The organism is Nostoc spongiaeforme FACHB-130 (assembly GCF_014698475.1).
In the GTDB taxonomy this organism is placed as follows: domain Bacteria; phylum Cyanobacteriota; class Cyanobacteriia; order Cyanobacteriales; family Nostocaceae; genus Nostoc_B; species Nostoc_B spongiaeforme.
In genome coordinates, this window is sequence record NZ_JACJTB010000059.1 from 1 (window position 1) to 15,965 (window position 15,965).

14 protein-coding genes are annotated in these 15,965 nt (G+C 41.2%); 8 read left to right on the forward strand and 6 right to left on the reverse strand.

What is annotated here, in order from left to right; genetic code table 11:
- Positions 1-369 precede the first annotated feature (369 nt).
- The 4 genes from H6G74_RS27570 to H6G74_RS27585 all read left to right on the forward strand — a co-directional run bounded on the left by H6G74_RS27570 (position 370) and on the right by H6G74_RS27585 (position 3,989).
- A complete protein-coding gene (locus H6G74_RS27570) occupies positions 370-1,167 on the forward strand; it encodes an MlaE family lipid ABC transporter permease subunit (protein ID WP_190675093.1) in 798 nt (265 codons plus the stop codon).
- Between the two features lie 105 nt (positions 1,168-1,272).
- Positions 1,273-1,689 carry a DUF3119 family protein gene (locus H6G74_RS27575; protein ID WP_190592361.1) on the forward strand — a complete coding sequence of 139 codons (417 nt, stop codon included), beginning with the start codon at positions 1,273-1,275 and terminating at the stop codon, positions 1,687-1,689.
- A gap of 117 nt (positions 1,690-1,806) precedes the next feature.
- A complete protein-coding gene (locus H6G74_RS27580; protein WP_190592429.1) occupies positions 1,807-3,042 on the forward strand; it encodes a DUF3086 domain-containing protein in 1,236 nt (411 codons plus the stop codon).
- 191 nt (positions 3,043-3,233) lie between these two features.
- On the forward strand, positions 3,234-3,989 hold the full coding sequence (locus H6G74_RS27585; RefSeq protein ID WP_190970709.1) for a hypothetical protein: 756 nt from the start codon (positions 3,234-3,236) through the stop codon (positions 3,987-3,989).
- 55 nt (positions 3,990-4,044) lie between these two features.
- Here the strand turns inward: H6G74_RS27585 and H6G74_RS27590 are convergent, their stop codons facing one another.
- Both H6G74_RS27590 and H6G74_RS27595 read right to left on the reverse strand, forming a co-directional pair.
- Positions 4,045-4,932: a hypothetical protein gene (locus tag H6G74_RS27590; protein ID WP_190970711.1), complete on the reverse strand. Its 888-nt coding sequence runs from the start codon at positions 4,930-4,932 to the stop codon at positions 4,045-4,047.
- Positions 4,933-4,985: 53 nt separating this feature from the next.
- Positions 4,986-5,495 (reverse strand): hypothetical protein, encoded by a 510-nt coding sequence (locus tag H6G74_RS27595; protein WP_190970713.1) that lies wholly within the window; start codon positions 5,493-5,495, stop codon positions 4,986-4,988.
- 185 nt (positions 5,496-5,680) lie between these two features.
- Between H6G74_RS27595 and H6G74_RS27600 the strand changes: the two genes are divergently transcribed.
- Complete coding sequence (locus H6G74_RS27600; protein WP_190970715.1) at positions 5,681-6,661, forward strand: phosphatase PAP2 family protein; 981 nt, start codon at positions 5,681-5,683, stop codon at positions 6,659-6,661.
- 191 nt (positions 6,662-6,852) lie between these two features.
- On the opposite strand, the gene H6G74_RS27605 is transcribed toward H6G74_RS27600, so the two are convergent.
- The 3 genes from H6G74_RS27605 to H6G74_RS27615 all read right to left on the reverse strand — a co-directional run bounded on the left by H6G74_RS27605 (position 6,853) and on the right by H6G74_RS27615 (position 11,811).
- The gene (locus tag H6G74_RS27605; protein WP_190970717.1) at positions 6,853-8,628 is read right to left on the reverse strand and encodes a bifunctional serine/threonine-protein kinase/formylglycine-generating enzyme family protein; all 1,776 of its coding nucleotides are present in this window, start codon (positions 8,626-8,628) and stop codon (positions 6,853-6,855) included.
- Positions 8,629-8,775: 147 nt separating this feature from the next.
- A complete protein-coding gene (locus H6G74_RS27610; RefSeq protein WP_190970719.1) occupies positions 8,776-9,564 on the reverse strand; it encodes an ADP-ribosylglycohydrolase family protein in 789 nt (262 codons plus the stop codon).
- A gap of 21 nt (positions 9,565-9,585) precedes the next feature.
- Positions 9,586-11,811 (reverse strand): FdhF/YdeP family oxidoreductase, encoded by a 2,226-nt coding sequence (locus tag H6G74_RS27615; RefSeq protein WP_190970721.1) that lies wholly within the window; start codon positions 11,809-11,811, stop codon positions 9,586-9,588.
- 645 nt (positions 11,812-12,456) lie between these two features.
- Here H6G74_RS27615 and H6G74_RS27620 point away from each other — a divergent pair.
- From H6G74_RS27620 to H6G74_RS27630, 3 genes are all read left to right on the forward strand, one after another.
- Positions 12,457-13,539 carry a class I fructose-bisphosphate aldolase gene (locus tag H6G74_RS27620; RefSeq protein ID WP_190970723.1) on the forward strand — a complete coding sequence of 361 codons (1,083 nt, stop codon included), beginning with the start codon at positions 12,457-12,459 and terminating at the stop codon, positions 13,537-13,539.
- 147 nt (positions 13,540-13,686) lie between these two features.
- On the forward strand, positions 13,687-14,013 hold the full coding sequence (locus H6G74_RS27625) for a hypothetical protein (RefSeq protein ID WP_190970725.1): 327 nt from the start codon (positions 13,687-13,689) through the stop codon (positions 14,011-14,013).
- Positions 14,014-14,324: 311 nt separating this feature from the next.
- On the forward strand, positions 14,325-15,320 hold the full coding sequence (locus H6G74_RS27630; protein ID WP_190970727.1) for an ROK family protein: 996 nt from the start codon (positions 14,325-14,327) through the stop codon (positions 15,318-15,320).
- Between the two features lie 236 nt (positions 15,321-15,556).
- Here H6G74_RS27630 and H6G74_RS27635 read toward each other — a convergent pair whose 3' ends face one another.
- Positions 15,557-15,841 carry a hypothetical protein gene (locus tag H6G74_RS27635; protein WP_190970729.1) on the reverse strand — a complete coding sequence of 95 codons (285 nt, stop codon included), beginning with the start codon at positions 15,839-15,841 and terminating at the stop codon, positions 15,557-15,559.
- Positions 15,842-15,965: the final 124 nt, after the last annotated feature.

A 15,965-nucleotide genomic window follows, 5' to 3' on the forward strand; every position in this document is an offset into this window, starting at 1 on the left:
TACTCAACCATCTTCCTCTTCGTCTTCCGCGTTGGAGTACTTTTCCTCCTACTCCTGTTGACGATTTCTTTTGCTTCAATTCCTCCTAATTGTAAAAAACCTACACCTGTCAGGGGGAGGATGGGGGTGTGGCTCACAGTAGGTTTTTAACAAAGTGATGAGTAGCGACTCTAAAAATCACGATTGAATCAGAGTTCTATCCCCCTCACACCCCTACACCCTAAATCAAGGTTTTTGGAACATAACGTAAAAAACCTACACCTGTCAGGGGGGGTGTGGGAAGTGTGGGGAGTATTAAGAAATTACTATTGACTATTGGCTATAAACTTTCGCTATTCTTAAGGCAATTACCGAGTTAGCTACAGAACATTGAGCCAGATTACATCTAATTCCAGTTTAGCAGCGTGGGGTCAGCGATTGCTGGCAGCGATTTTTCTGGGTGGACAAGTAATAGTTCACCTGCTGCGCGGCAAGATTCATTGGCGTAACACTTTAGAGCAAATGGCAGCCGTAGGGCCAGACTCTTTATTTATTGCTTTGTTAACTGCAATTTTTGTGGGTGCTGTGTTTACCATTCAGGTAGCGCGAGAGTTTATTAACTTTGGTGCGGGTAATCTTGTGGGTGGTGTATTGGCGGTGGCTTTAACCAGAGAACTTTCACCAGTACTCACAGCCGTGATTTTAGCGGGGCGGGTTGGTTCTGCCTTTGCCGCAGAAATCGGTACAATGCGAGTGACAGAACAAATTGATGCGCTGTTGGTGTTAAAAACAGACCCCATCGATTATTTAGTGATTCCGCGCATGATTGCTTGCTGTTTAATGTTGCCAGTTTTAACACTTTTGTCGTTAGTCACCGGGATGTTCGGCGGCTTGATCATTGCCACTCATATATACGGACTGGCTGATACAGTATTTTTAGACTCTGCCCGCAACCTAATAGACACTTGGGATATTGGTAGTGCTTTAGTAAAAGCTGTATGTTTCGGCTTATTAATAGCAGTTGTTGGATGCAGTTGGGGTTTGACAACTACAGGCGGCGCTAAAGGTGTAGGACAATCAACGACGACTGCTGTGGTGACTGCTTTGCTACTGATATTTGTTAGCAACTTCTTTTTGTCGTGGTTGATGTTTCAAGGTGCGGGTAGTGCGTTTGTGAAGGGGTTTTAAATTACAGGTTACAGGTTACAGGTTAGAGGTGAGAGGCAAAATTAAGTACTGTAAAAATTATTTTTTCGTCTCTAGTCCCTAGCCCCTAATCCTAAAATAAAAAAGATGTCTACTACCGAAACAGGATTTGAAACAGTGACCAGTTCATTTGCGCCTAATTCTACAGCCACAGTGGAACTCAAACCTAGTTACAATATCCCTGTTGTATTGGTGCTGGCAGCGATTCCCATTGTAATTGTGCAACCTTTGGTGGGAGGAGCGATCGCAGTTTTTGGGTTGTTTCTTTTGTTTCAAACTGTAACGTTACGCTTGCAATTTACTGCCACCGACTTAGATATTTACAGAGGTGAAAAGTTAATTCGGCGTTTTCCCTACAGAGAATGGCAAAACTGGCGGATATTCTGGAATGGGTTTCCGGTTCTGTTTTATTTTAAAGAAATTAACAGTATTCACTTTTTACCAATTTTGTTCGACCCCAACACCTTAAAAACCTGTTTGGAAGAACGCTGTCCCCGTATTTAAGTCTGAGTCAATAGTCAATGGTTAACAGTTTTGAATCATACACAAATGACTAATGACCAATGACTATTGACAAATAACCAAAAAATTTATCCGCGTCTAGGAATTAGATTATTGTTTATGAACCCTGAGTCATCTCCAACTCCAGAACCAATAGATGAGTGGTTAGAGCAAATACAACCAGAAAACCCGACAACAGACAACCCAGACAATTCATCTGTAGAGTCAGTTCTGGAACCAGAAGCAACCGCTTCAGCAGTTGACGCAGAACCCAGCAACACAAGTATAGAATTGGCTAGTTTGACAGATGAACCAGCCCCAGAATTTCCCTTAGCAACTGAGACAACTGTATTAGGGTTAAAAACAGAATCAGTATACGCAGATGCAGAGCAAAGGTTAGCTCAGTTGCAAGAAACTGAAGCTGCACTCAAAGCCGAAATTGCGAGTTTGCAAGTAACTTACAACACGCTGCAAACACAATTAAGTGAAACGCAAACTTCACTAGGGCGCATTGTGCAGGAATCATTAGCACAATTAGAACAACGTAAACAAGCCCTGCAAATTTCTGTAGAACAGTTAGAACGCCGCCAAGAACGCATCCGCAACGAAATGCGAACCACATTTGCTGGTGCATCGCAAGATTTGGCTATTCGTGTGCAAGGTTTTAAAGATTATCTGACTGGTAGCTTACAAGACTTAGCCGTCGCCGCCGAGCAGTTACAACTGGTACCAGAAGTTAGAGAACGGGAAAAGCCAACTGTTAAAGAAGCTAAACCCGCCGAACCAGAAGCAATTACACCCCAATTTGCTCAACAGCAGTTTCAAGAAACGAGTAAGCAAGTCCGCCGTTTGATTGACCAATATCGCAACAAACCGGATTATTATGGCCCGGCTTGGCAATTACGCCGCACCTTTGAACCAGTTCATGCAGAACGAGTCTCGAATTGGTTTTTTGGTCAAGGGGGACGGGGTGCTTTGCGGACGATGGGTAGCCGTTTGCAGAATACTTTGATTGCTTCGGCGATTATTTCGATATTACATAAATTGTATGGCGATCGCGTCCGTACTTTGGTTTTAGCCAACACGCCAGAACGCTTGGGTGAATGGCGGCGGGGTTTGCAAGACTGTTTGGGTATCGGTCGCCCAGATTTTGGCCCTGACAGGGGCGTTGTCTTATTTGAAGCAGCAGACGCTTTAGCCCAAAAAGCCGACCGTTTGGTAAAAGCCAATCAATTACCTTTAATTATCATTGATGATTCCGAAGAACAAATCAGTTTAGGTATACTGCAATTTCCTTTGTGGTTAGCCTTTGCGCCTGACCCGAAAACGATGCGAAATTATGATGATGATTTTTAATCAGGCTTAGGTAGAGATAGGAGAAGTCAAAAGTTAAAAGTCAAAAATTATTTTACTTTTGACTTATCTGTAAGGGTGTAGTGTTCAAAACCCTTACACCCAATCTCCATAAATAATTTTGGTGCGTAAGCTCTATAAATGTTATATTCTGTAGCCTAATTCGGTAATTTCTGCCCCTGGATTTTCCCAAAATGTTGCGTGTTTATCATCTGTTCATAGCTGTAGTCTTACTCTTGTTAATGCCAGTGGGGGCAAAATTTGTGCTTCCCTATTTTGCTGGAACTAAAGTAGAAACCAAGAACCAAGCCGCACCTGCATCTAAGACAGCTACTCAAATTGCTGCGGGAGAAACTTCTCAGCCAACAGCAGGAAATTTGTGGCAAAAAGTTTTAGGTAAAAATATTGTCGTGCCTAGTGGTTGGCAAGTGATTCCTTGTCAGGGAAATGCCCCTTTGTTGTGTGTAGCTGCTCAAGGTGAAGTTTTAGGTACAGTTGAGATTAGTGTTGCTCAAGTGAGTAAAAATCCCAACTTGCAAAAGCATCTTGCTGATGCAGGCATTCCCCTAGACTCTAAATTAGATTATAAAAATTCGGCTAACCACAGCAAAGCTATCACCGCATTGAAAGCTTGGGCGGGAGATTATTATGCTTCTTTGAGTAAAGATCGTCAGAAAAGCAACGGCAATAAACTGATTTTTGCAACTCACCCATTAGAAGAGATATCAATTAGTCAGCTACCCGGAATCCGCTATGGTTTTACAGGAATTAAAGCTGAAGGTGGGTTACAAGAGCAATATATTAGTTATGCTGCTTTTGATGGAAATTCACTTTATATCATCAGTACAGCTTTTGACCCTGGTGCGGTGACAGGTAAGTTTGAAAAATTGGAAAATTTAGTAATTTTTCAGCCTTATTTGAGTGCGATCGCACAAAATTTAAATCTCTAGTTAGTCATTAGTCATTTGTAGATACCCATGACTAATGACTAAATATTCGCCTTAGCTAAATTTCAGCAACGGCGCGTTCAATTAAACGACGTGCTAAAGTTTGTGTGCCTGTATGCTCATAATAATTGGTAGATAAATCTAAGAAAGCTGCCAAATAATCTAACTTGTCGTCGCTGAATTCAACAAAACTTTTCAAGTGACTGACAACATTTTGCTGAGTTAAATTATTTTGGGCAACAAACCCATTCATCCAACCTTTAACAGAATCAAGACTTTGACCAATAAAGTCAAGTTTACCGCTAGTACCGTTACCAGGAATTGCATCTTGAATAGTGTTAAAAGTTGGATTTTGCGATAGATCCTGGGGATTAAGGGTACTGATAAAAGATAGTGCTTTCTCGATGAAATCTGGGCCTAGAGGTATCACACCATCAATACAAACTAATGCTGCCAAGCGGATGAGTGACTCACCACTATACTCTCCTAAAGAACCAACAAAATCACCAATGCTGTCCCCAGGAATGCCATTAATTTGACAGAAAGCCACCAATTCAGCTACTACTTTTAAGGACAAATCTATGGTTTGTGCTTTATCTGGTTTGGGGGTCACAGAGTTGAGAAAACCCAATAGCGGAATTGTTTCACCGACTTTATTGGCTAAAGCTGCCGCACCGAGGGCTTTATCAGTACCATCAACAGTTTGATAAAGCCACATTGCTCGTTGATAGCCTTGAGAGCGATCATTGTACAGATAAATCGCCCGTTCGCCAATTTGTTGAATTAAACTTTCATCTTCTTCACCAGTCACAGTTTTGATGGTGTTAACAAAACCAACAGTATTTTGCCACTCACCAGGAGCTACAAAATCTAAAGCCTTCAATACAGATACCGTTAAACCACCAGTAGGTAGTTGATCAACTAATTCAAAAATAGGTTTGTTCACAAAAATCTCCTCGCCTGGTTGCAATTGTTATGTCTAAAGATTTTGAGTAGCGATTATTTAAGTTTGGCTAAACCACTCAGATTGAATTTACTAATCAAATCAGCGCGATCGCTGGCTGTAAATGTTGTACCTTTGGATAGAACTTTGACTTGATATTTACCTACTAAAACTGCCGTTGCGGTTTTTCCTTGTTCTACAGCCGGATATCCAGCAATCTTTTTGGTACTTTTAGAGAATTTAGCGGCTGCTTCTGGGGTGCTGCTTGTATCTGAAATTGACAGCATCGCTACTTCTTTACCGGCTTTTTTCAGCTTGGCTTCTGCAAAACCTTTTTTCTCTTGGGTGAACACGCTATCGTAACCACCACCCGATTTGGGGAAGAACTTGTTAAATTCACTTCCCTGGGTAGCAGTTTTAGCAACTGCTTGACCACTTTTTTGTTTAGTACTTTCTTGTTGTGCTTGGTCAAACCGTCCTGGGGTTTTGGGACTACAAGCTGTTGTTAGTAATAATACTGAGATTAACAACGCTGCGACAATTTTCCGACTACGATAGAAACTCATGTTTTTTCCTGCTGATACTTTGACGCAATTATCAACTACTTGTCAAAATTTGCCCACAAAATTTATGTTTCGATAACTATTGTGATGGGGAGTGAAGAGTGGGAAAGGCTTGATACGATGTGAGCAAGGGATTTTTCAGTTCTCTTGACTTTGCTAACTAGTACAAAAATTTGTGAAGCAGAAACATGAACACTGATTTTGGCAGTCTTCTTGGGGAAAGTTTTTTGATTCGAGTTTTACACACTTCTATCAAAGGTAGAGCTAGATATAAAGTCAAGGGACTGCATGATTCTCTGGCTCTCAAAAAATACCTAGAATTTAGATTATCCAAGGAAGACAGAATTTTTCAAGCCAGCGCGAACCATTTAACCGGCAATGTTTTGGTACTGTTTCAGCCAAATTTTAGTCCCAATGCGATCGCCTGGATGCTACAAAATATTGTTTTAGACTACGCAAGAAGTCATAAACAATTACCCCCCAGCACCGCACCAGAATTTATTCCCAGTAAAAGCATTACTTTATTTGTGCAGTCAAATGCTGCTATAACCCAATCGCGGAGTCAAATCATCCCCGTAGCCGCAGCTTTTTCGGCTTTATCCTTGGGGACAGCCATCTTAAACACCAATAATTTAGACACCCAGATTTTATTAGCAATTCAAAAACTCCACACGCCTTTACTAGACAAAATTATGGTGGGTATCACTTCTCTCGCTGAACCACCACTGCTATTGTTGACTTGTTTAACATGGGAAGCAATTCTGCTGCATCGCCGCCGTTACCTCCAAGCTACTACCTTTGGGATGGCAGCAGTTGGTGGAATCAGCTTAAATTTTCTGTTGAAAGAATTGTTTGTCAGGGCGCGTCCGGCATTGTGGGATTACATTATTAATGTGAATCATTACAGTTTTCCCAGTGGCCATGCAATGGTGTCAATAGTGGTGTATGGTTGCATCGGCTATTCCTTATCCCAAGAATTTCCCGAATGGCGATCGCAGATTTTCACTTTGACGGTAATTTTAATCTTGGCTATTGGTTTTAGTCGGCTATATTTGGGAGTACATTGGCCTAGTGATGTGATTGCTGGTTATGCCGCAGGTTTAGTTTGGTTGACTGTGTGTGTAGTGTACGAGTATTTGTTAACTCAAAAAGCTACGGCAAAGTGCTGAGGAGCTAGTGCGTTGCGGTGAGCAGTCCGTTGGGCGGCTTCGCCGACTTGAAGGAACTGCGAACCCGAAGGGAGGTTCCCTCCGTTGTAGCAACTGGCGTTGCTGAGTAGGAACTCCAACCAATTTACTCAACAAAACTTCTATCTCCCTTGTCTCCCTTATCCCCCTTCCCTTGTCTTTGATCAAAATTCCTAAAAATCCGATAAAGAAATAGCCACCCGAAATCCCAGAAGATTTCCCCGCCCATCTTGAGGATTCCAGCTACGATAAGCAGAACGACATAAGCGAGAAGAACTTTTCCAAGAACCACCCCGAATGACGCGCGATTTCAATTCATGATTATTAGACAGCCACACGCTGCCATCCACAGGTGCGCCTTGGTAATTTTCATGCCAGTGATCTCCGCACCATTCCCAAACATTACCGTGCATATCGTATAAACCAAAAGCGTTGGCGGGAAAACTGCCGACTATGGTTGTTTGCGAATGATTTCCTGGTTCTGGATTGTAGGGAGAACTGTTGTTGTAGTTAGCCAAGCTAGGTATTAGCTTGCTACCAAAATAAAAGGGTGTGGTGGTTTTGGCACGACAAGCATATTCCCACTCAGCTTCGCTGGGTAAGCGATAGTTGCGTCCGGTTTTATCAGCCAGCCTGACGCAAAATTCTACGGCATCTTCCCAAGAAACTTGCTCGACCGGGCGATTTGCACCTTTAACACTAGCTGGTGTGGGATCAAGATGGCGGTTAATTGGGGGTAGTGTGGCGACTGCTTGCCATTGTGCTTGGGTGATAGGAAATTTACTGAGAAAAAAGGGTAAAATTTTAACAAGATACTGGGGACTTTCGCTCTGAAATCGTTCTGGTTCATCATCTGGGGAACCCATAAGAAATTGTCCACCAGGAATAGATACCATTGCCAAGGTAATTCCCTGATTTAAATCTTCTGTGAAACCTTGGGCTGTGCCAGAATGACGGTTAACTTCATAAGATGGTTGAGAACCTAACCATCTTGTCGCGGAAATATTTGCGATTTCAAACTCGAATTGTTCTAGGGGTAAAAATACGGTTTCTAACTCTGGTTCCAGACTTAATTGTGATTCTCTTGGTGGGTTGGGTTTGATTGGTGGAGATGATATGGCACTGAAGGGTATGATTTGAGTTGCAATCAGGGCTTGCAATGCTTCTGTGGCTGATGGATAGCGGAGGGTGTAGCGATCGCATATCATAGTTTCAATCACATCTGCCAAAGCATCACTAACTTTGACATAATCTCGCCATATAGGTTTGCCTGTGTCGGGATCTTCTTGTAATTGATGGGGCAAAATACCTGTTAAGGCTTCAATAGCCATCATTCCTAAAGCATAAATATCGCTGCATAACCGAGGTTTACCTTTGGCTTGTTCAGTGGGGATATAACCTGGAGTCCCAACCACTACACTGGTGCGAATCATTTTATATACATCAATGGCGATAGAGCCAAGTTCTCTCACAGAGCCAAAGTCAATCAACACAATTTTATGATCATGTTTGCGCCGCATGATATTTTCGGGTTTGAGATCCCGATGAATCACGTTATTTTGATGCACAAAGACCAAGACTTCTAAAATATCATGTAGCAGTTTTATGACATCAACTTCTGCCATTTGCCTTCTTGGTAAAATTTCGGCTCGCAGGGTATGTCCTTCCACATAATCTTGCACAATGTATAAGTCATTATCAAGGGCAAAATGAGCCAAGAGGCGTGGAATTTGGGGGTGTTCTCCTAATTTTTCGAGGATAATTGCTTCTTGCTCAAACAATTCCAGTACTCTGGGATGGGTATGCTTCGGTTTGAGTCGCTTCACAACACAAGCAGGTTTACTCGGACGTTTGTGATCCCTTGCTAAATAGGTTTCGCCAAAGTTTCCTTCACCCAGTTTTTTGATAATTTTGTAGCGTTTATCTAATAGTTTGCCGATAAATTCCATACTTACGAGTCAAGCCGAGATGGGAGTAATATCGTGTCCAAATCAAATACTTACCATTAAGGCCGCAGAGGGAGTAATTTGTATTAGTAATTTCGTGAATTGATAGCACTATAAGGCTTTCTTCATTCAGACTTCGGCCTTTTTATACTAGTTACAGTACTGCAACATAAACCTTTGGGTAATTGTAAATAAATGATCATTTAAATGAGATAGTGCTTGGTCAGCGATCGCTGGGGGTAAGCCATGATAATATGCTTGAGCAATACCACCTGTAATACAAGCAATGGTGTCACTGTCCCCGCCTAAAGAAATTGCATTCCGAATTGCATCTTCGTAATCGGTTGATTCTAAAAAGGCGATAATTGCTTGGGGGACGGAACCTTGACAAGAAACATCAAACTTGTAAGTTGGTCGAATTTGGTCAAGGGTAATTTCTAAATCGTAACCAAAGGTAGTTTGCAAATAAGCTTTAATTGCTGGTTTATCATGACCTGTACGCGCCAGAAATATAGCTGCGGCTGTAGCTTGAGCACCTTTAATACCTTCAGGATGATTATGAGTCACAGCCGCACAACTTTTAGCAGCTTCGAGGACGCTATCTAAGTCATTCAAAGCAAAGCCGATGGGACTAACGCGCATCGCGGAACCGTTACCCCAACTATTGTAGGGCTGACTATCGTTAGAGTTTGCCCAACTTCTAAAAGTACTGCCATAACCAGCGAAGGGATAGCGGCGGAAATAAGACTTAAACTGCTCAATGTATTGACTGCTGTCGAGAAAGTCAGCACCATCAAGAATCATTTCCGCCACTGCCACTGTTAGCACAGTATCATCTGTGAAACGACATAGCCTATCGAATAAGGGAAAATCCTTAGTTTTAATATTGTTAACTTCATATACCGAGCCAATGATGTCACCAGCGATCGCTCCTAACATATTAATCTTCTGGAAAATAATTTAGGTGAGTTTTTCCAGCCTTACGACAGCATTGTAATCTGGGACTCCTTCGAGCGATCGCTTACTTTTATCAAGCAATACATTCCCTTCAGGCCAATGAACTTGTAAATTTCCTTTCTGAATTGGTGCTAGATAAATTCTGCCAGTTAACTCACCCAATTCATTTTTTAAAATGACCTGATCCCCATCTTTTAATTTCAACTTAGCAGCATCAACCACATTCATTAACACCGCCTCGCGCAAAGCCCCAGTAATGGCATCTTTGCGTTCTTGCACCATACTATTAAACTGCTTACCCCGGCGTGTCGCCACCAAAAAGCAGCCTTCTGGTATTTCCTTTTGTGCAGGTGATAAAGCTGTAAAGTGTGCCTTCCCATCAGGTGTGGCAAAATTCCAGCCAAAGCACAAATGCGAACCACCATATTGAAATTGATCCCCTGCCTGCTGTAAGTGTTGCATCCCGGCGTATAATGGCACAACTTGGGCAATTTCTTCCCGAATCGCCGCCGTATTCTCAAAATCAATCTTCTCTGCCAAATCTGGGCGCACCCGTTTTGCCAATTCTACAAACACTTCCCATTCTGGCCGCGCCTCACCAATACGGGGGCCAGGAATTTCTGGACTGAAAATGATTCGCCGTTCTGTAGAAGTTTCCGTCACACCCCCCGGTACTTCATAGCGAGTGGTTGCAGGTAATAAAATTACAGTATCTGCTGGTTCCACTAACATTTGGCTAGATAACACAATATCAGCATGTACCCGCAAAGGTATAGTTTGCAAAGCACCTTCCACATAATCTGGTTCTGGTAGAACTTCTAAGAAATTCCCACCCACAGAAAACAACATATCTAATTGCTTGTCGTAAGCAGCATCAATCATTTCCGGTGCAATTAAACCCCTGGTACTAGGTACATCAAAGCCCCATTTTTGACTTAACTGGTTAGCATTTTCTCGGTTAATCGGTTTACCACCAGGAAACACCGTGGCGTAACATCCCATCTCTGCACCGCCTTGTACCCCAGAGTGACCGCGAATAGGCATTAACCCACAGCCTTCTCGCCCAACGAAGCCTTTAGTCAGTGCTAAATTGATAATACTGCGGACATTATCTTCACCGCATTCATGCTGGGTAATGCCCATACTCCAAACAAACACCGCTTTATTCGCGGCTGCAATGATTTGGGCAAAGGCTTGCATCTCATAGCGAGATGCACCGGAAAGCCTTTCTAATTCTTCCCAAGATTGTTGTTCTAGAGATGCTTGGAGTTCTGCAAAACCTGTGGTGTAACGGTCGATAAATGACTTATCTACCCATCCATAAGCAATCAAATGCTTGATGGTTCCATTCAAAAATGCCATATCACCGCCAGTATTTACCAAAAAGAAATCTTCGGCAAACTTAGTACCAAACAAAGCACTTTCGACAATTGAAGGAACCCAATACCGTTCCATTCCTGGTTCACGATAGGTATTAATCACCACAATTTTTGTGCCAGCTTTTTTGGCGTAGTGAAGATACTTGACGGTGACTGGCTGATTATTAGCGACATTAGAACCAATAAACACTAATAAATCCGTACCTATCCAGTCTTTATAAGAACAAGTAGTTGCCCCCGCCCCCAAAGATGTTTTTAAAGCGGCGGTACTCGGCGAATGACAAATCCGGGCGGCATTGTCAATATTATTACTACCCATTGCACGGACAGCTTTTTGAGTCACGTAATAAGTTTCATTGACCGTACCACGGCTAGTAATATAAAAACTCAGCCTGTCTGGTGTGGTGGCGCGGATACGATGGGCAATGAAATCTAAAGCTTCATCCCAGCTAAGACGACGAAAACCTTTTTCTCCACGTTGGCGCATCATTGGGTAAGGAAGCCGCCCCAAGTCTCGTAGTTGAGAAGTTTTTTGTGTTTGTAATTGCGATACATCTGCGAGTAGCTGGGGATCTAAGGCTGACATTGTATTCATCTGCAACAACCGCAACCGCACATTGCAGAGATGAATCCCATCTAATGTCCAATCTTTCATTCCTGTGGTACCTAAAGCACAGCCATCACACACACCTTGATTGAGAATATTCCACGCATAAGGTAATTTATCCCGTGACAACCAAATAGCTCGAAATACCTCCCAATAATTATTCGGGTATTGTTCGCCAATACCAAATGGCTTCCAACTTGCCCAGTACTGCGGTGTCCAATATTTTTTGGGTTTAGGTAACATAACTAAATATATAATTACTCTCCATAACAATAATTTGCCAGATTTGGAGAGTGTTTATAAAGTCAAAAGAAAACTAACTTAATGGACTGATGCGAATCAAATAGAGCAAAAGAACCCCCTCAGACTAGAAGTATAGGGCTATACAATTAACCTTCCTAGCCTATTAGCAACGGCAAAGCAGAACATGGGCTAATTGTATGCTTCTTCATATCGATAATATTAAATATAACTTTTGATAGATGCTAATTAATTTATCTATCTTTATGAAACCCCTCAATGAGCGACAAACATCTCTCTCCCTTGTCTTCCCTATCTTCCTTGTCTCTTTTATTCATCTAGCAAATAAGACGGCTATAGATAGAAATGTTTGTATCTTCTGGTATATGACTAATTTGTAAAACTAAATATAAACTTAAGTTTATCGGCTAGAATCCTACTTAAGTTAATATAAATCACGGGTAAACACAGATAAATTATCGGTGTTTATCTGATTACTTTATAGTAATTTTTCTTCCAAAAAATATAAAGAATTTCTTCTAGATTCAAAAAATAAGTTTTTGCTGAAATAATAAGTTGTCTGAGAGATAAAATGTCAGAATGCTAGGGTAAAAGCCAACTTATTTTCTCAAGTTTGAGGAAAGTGCTATGACTACTACATTGATAGAGGCTAATTCTATCGAGTCAGTGTTGGGTAAAGAAGCAGAAGACCTGCTGAATTACAAAGCCAAAGTTTCTCAAGATTTATTGCATTTACCAGGGCCAGACTTTGTAGATCGAGTCTGGCTAAATAGCGATCGCAATCCTCAAGTGTTGCGTAATCTACAACAACTTTATTCTACTGGTCGTTTGGCAAATACTGGTTATCTTTCAATTTTACCTGTTGACCAAGGCATTGAACACTCGGCTGGAGCATCTTTTGCACCAAATCCTATTTACTTTGACCCAGAAAATATCGTCAAATTAGCAATAGCAGGTGGTTGTAATGCTGTTGCAACAACTTTGGGAGTATTAGGCATTGTCTCACGCAAATATGCCCACAAAATTCCGTTTATTGTCAAAATCAATCATAACGAACTCTTAACCTTTCCCAACCAATTTGATCAAGTCTTATTTGCTAGTGTTGAACAAGCTTGGAATTTAGGCGCAGTCGCTATCGGCGCAACAATTTACTTTGGTTCCGAACAATCAACCAGACAAATTCAAGAAATTAGTCGTGCATTTGAACGCGCCCATGAATTGGGTATGGTGACTATTCTTTGGTGTTATTTGCGGAATAATGCTTTCAAACAAGATAAAGATTATCATCTGGCGGCTGACTTAACTGGACAAGCAAATCATTTGGGTGTAACCATTGAAGCCGACATTATCAAACAGAAATTACCTGAATATAACAATGGTTATGGTGCAGTTGTCAAAGCTACAGGTAAAAGTTACGGCAAAACAGATGAGCGAGTTTACACAGACTTAACGACTGACCACCCCATAGATTTAGCTCGTTATCAAGTGTTAAATTGCTATGCTGGCAGAGCAGGATTAATTAATTCTGGTGGCGCATCTGGTAAAAATGATTTTGCGGAAGCAGTACGCACTGCTGTGATTAATAAACGGGCTGGTGGTACTGGCTTAATTTCTGGACGTAAAGCTTTCCAGCGTCCATTTGAAGAAGGTGTAAAACTCTTTCATGCCATTCAAGATGTTTATTTATCACCAGATGTAACTATTGCTTAAATTTAACCAATAAGGTTCTCAATTAAGGAAGGTGAATATTTATCACCTTCCTTTTTATATACAAATAATTAGCCTAGAGGAAGACGTTAATCGCAATTAGTATTTTTAGCATTTAGGCATTTGTTTCAGACATAGGAGAATTTTTTCATGCTAAACATTCAAAGTTTTTTTTGTCAGTTAATTAGCAAAATTGCAGTATTTATCCTCGTTGCTTTTGTGATTTTGATTAGCTTACCGAGTAATTCTGTGTTGGCTGATGGCTATTATTCTGCAAAAAACCATAAGGTAGAAACAGCACCGCCTTATTACACTGCTAAAGACCGCACAATAAGCAGAACTGAACCTAGTAAACCTTACTACGCTATTAAAGAACGTCAACATTCACAAGCTACCAGAAATTACGAAGATTCACTCAGAACTGGTAAGCGGGAAAATGAAGTGCGCTTGAGAGATTTAGAGACAAAAAATCGTTAAATCAAATCAAATAATAGAGATGTGAAAATTCACATCTCTATTTTAAAAATTAATTATTTGTAAATAAACCTGTTCAGTGTATCAAAAATAGCTAAAATTACCGATTGAGCATATCTATAGGTGGATATTGCCAATATCTTTAGACAATATCATAAATGTGTTTATGAAGAAGAATTCAGAAATCAGGAGTCAGAATTCAGTATGACTGGGTGATGAATATTGGTGGAAAACTTCGTCCCTCTTGACTTTTTACTTTTGCCTTGTTGTACTAGTAAGCTGAAGAAGCGATCGCATTTAGCTTATTCAAACAAATGACATTAATTTTAGCTCTTGATTTTGGTGGTACTAAGTTAGCCGCAGCCGTAACTCAACTTGGTTCGCGTCAATGGTTGCGTTATGAACGTCGTCTCTCACCCACAGGTGCTAATGCTACCACTGATTTAGAAATTATGCGATCGCTCATCCATAATTTACTCCAAGGTGAAACGCCCGCAGCTATTGGTGTTAGCTTTGGTGGCCCTGTAGACTTTACTACAGGAACAGTCAGACTTTCGCATCATGTTCCTGGCTGGGAAAATCTACCTCTCAAACAATTGCTAGAGAATGAATTTGGTGTACCTGCAAGTGTAGATAATGATGCTAATGTTGCAGCTTTGGGTGAACATCGCTTTGGTGCTGGTCAAGGATACGATAGCTTGTTTTATATCACCATCAGCACTGGTGTTGGCGGTGGTTGGATACTTAATGGTAAACCTTGGCGTGGTAATGCAGGTATGGCTGGTGAAATTGGACATATAGTAGTTGATCATGCGGGGCCAGTGTGTTTATGTGGTAAACGAGGATGTGTAGAAAGACTAGCATCAGGCCCTTATATGGCTCAAGATGCTAGAGAATATCTATTGAAAGAACCAGCTAAACTTCGAGGAGACAGGGGAAGATTTTGCAGAAAATTGGTCAATAATAATCTCGACTTAATTACTGGAAAGATAGTGAGTGAAGCTGCGGCGCAAGGTGATGAGTTCGCAATTATTATTTTGCAAAGTGGCGCTTGGGCTTTGGGTATGGGTATTGGAAATGTAGCGAATTTAATTAACCCACAAAGGTTTATTTTAGGAGGTAGTGTGACCAAAGCAGGAGAAATTTGGTGGAATACTGTACAAAAAACAGCCCGTGAAACAGCATTACCAGAAATAGATTTTGAAATTCTTCCGGCGGCTTTGGGTGATGATGCACCACTGTGGGGTGCGGTGGCTTTAGCAGAATTAGAAGTCAGGAGTCAGAATTCAGAATTCAGAATTCAGAATTGAATTTTTGGTGTTGCATAAATGCGGGATGAATTGAGATGTCGAAGGAAAATGAAAGACTGATTTTTCGCACCTTTGCGCCTAACGCAAGCGGAACGCCTAGCGGCGAATGCGCGAAACAAAATTCATCCCCTCCATCAGAAACGCCGAATTTTTTGGTTTACCTATGAGCGCAAGGAAAAGCTTGTAAATCAAGATTTTGGCAATATGTCTATTAATTTTTGATTCTGGGTTTTTCTTTAATGTCTGAATAGTTTTCCCAATATCTGCCCAGGATAAGCTACAACATCACAAAGCCGAGGAAAAAATACTGGCTCAATTTCCACATCTGCCATAATTCTCTCCAGTTCACAATCACTCAGTGGTTCTTCCCATAACCCATGTTCTACAAGATTGTTGGCATGAAAAATTATGCGATCGCGCAAAAAATTTAACTGCTCATTCCGTGGTGCTGCGGGTACACGAATAGTCAAAGGAAAGTTGCCAAAGAAAACCACTACTTTCCCTAAGCGGTGCTTTTGCATATACTTAATATTTTTTCAACTAGTTTAGGATGTATTTTGAACCGATACTATTTCTCTTATAACTTTGTTGCATTTTTTTAACATCATCATAAATACTGCAAAAATAGAAATAGTTTAGACACCC

Bases quoted from the DNA above. Each gene is read 5' to 3' on its own strand.
- H6G74_RS27575 (WP_190592361.1), top strand. From the start codon at position 1,273: ATGTCTACTACCGAAACAGGATTTGAAACAGTGACCAGTTCATTTGCG.
- H6G74_RS27580 (WP_190592429.1), top strand. From the start codon at position 1,807: ATGAACCCTGAGTCATCTCCAACTCCAGAACCAATAGATGAGTGGTTA.
- H6G74_RS27585 (WP_190970709.1), top strand. From the start codon at position 3,234: ATGTTGCGTGTTTATCATCTGTTCATAGCTGTAGTCTTACTCTTGTTA.
- H6G74_RS27595 (WP_190970713.1), bottom strand. From the start codon at position 5,495: ATGAGTTTCTATCGTAGTCGGAAAATTGTCGCAGCGTTGTTAATCTCA.
- H6G74_RS27600 (WP_190970715.1), top strand. From the start codon at position 5,681: ATGAACACTGATTTTGGCAGTCTTCTTGGGGAAAGTTTTTTGATTCGA.
- H6G74_RS27605 (WP_190970717.1), bottom strand. From the start codon at position 8,628: ATGGAATTTATCGGCAAACTATTAGATAAACGCTACAAAATTATCAAA.
- H6G74_RS27610 (WP_190970719.1), bottom strand. From the start codon at position 9,564: ATGTTAGGAGCGATCGCTGGTGACATCATTGGCTCGGTATATGAAGTT.
- H6G74_RS27615 (WP_190970721.1), bottom strand. From the start codon at position 11,811: ATGTTACCTAAACCCAAAAAATATTGGACACCGCAGTACTGGGCAAGT.
- H6G74_RS27620 (WP_190970723.1), top strand. From the start codon at position 12,457: ATGACTACTACATTGATAGAGGCTAATTCTATCGAGTCAGTGTTGGGT.
- H6G74_RS27625 (WP_190970725.1), top strand. From the start codon at position 13,687: ATGCTAAACATTCAAAGTTTTTTTTGTCAGTTAATTAGCAAAATTGCA.
- H6G74_RS27630 (WP_190970727.1), top strand. From the start codon at position 14,325: ATGACATTAATTTTAGCTCTTGATTTTGGTGGTACTAAGTTAGCCGCA.
- H6G74_RS27635 (WP_190970729.1), bottom strand. From the start codon at position 15,841: ATGCAAAAGCACCGCTTAGGGAAAGTAGTGGTTTTCTTTGGCAACTTT.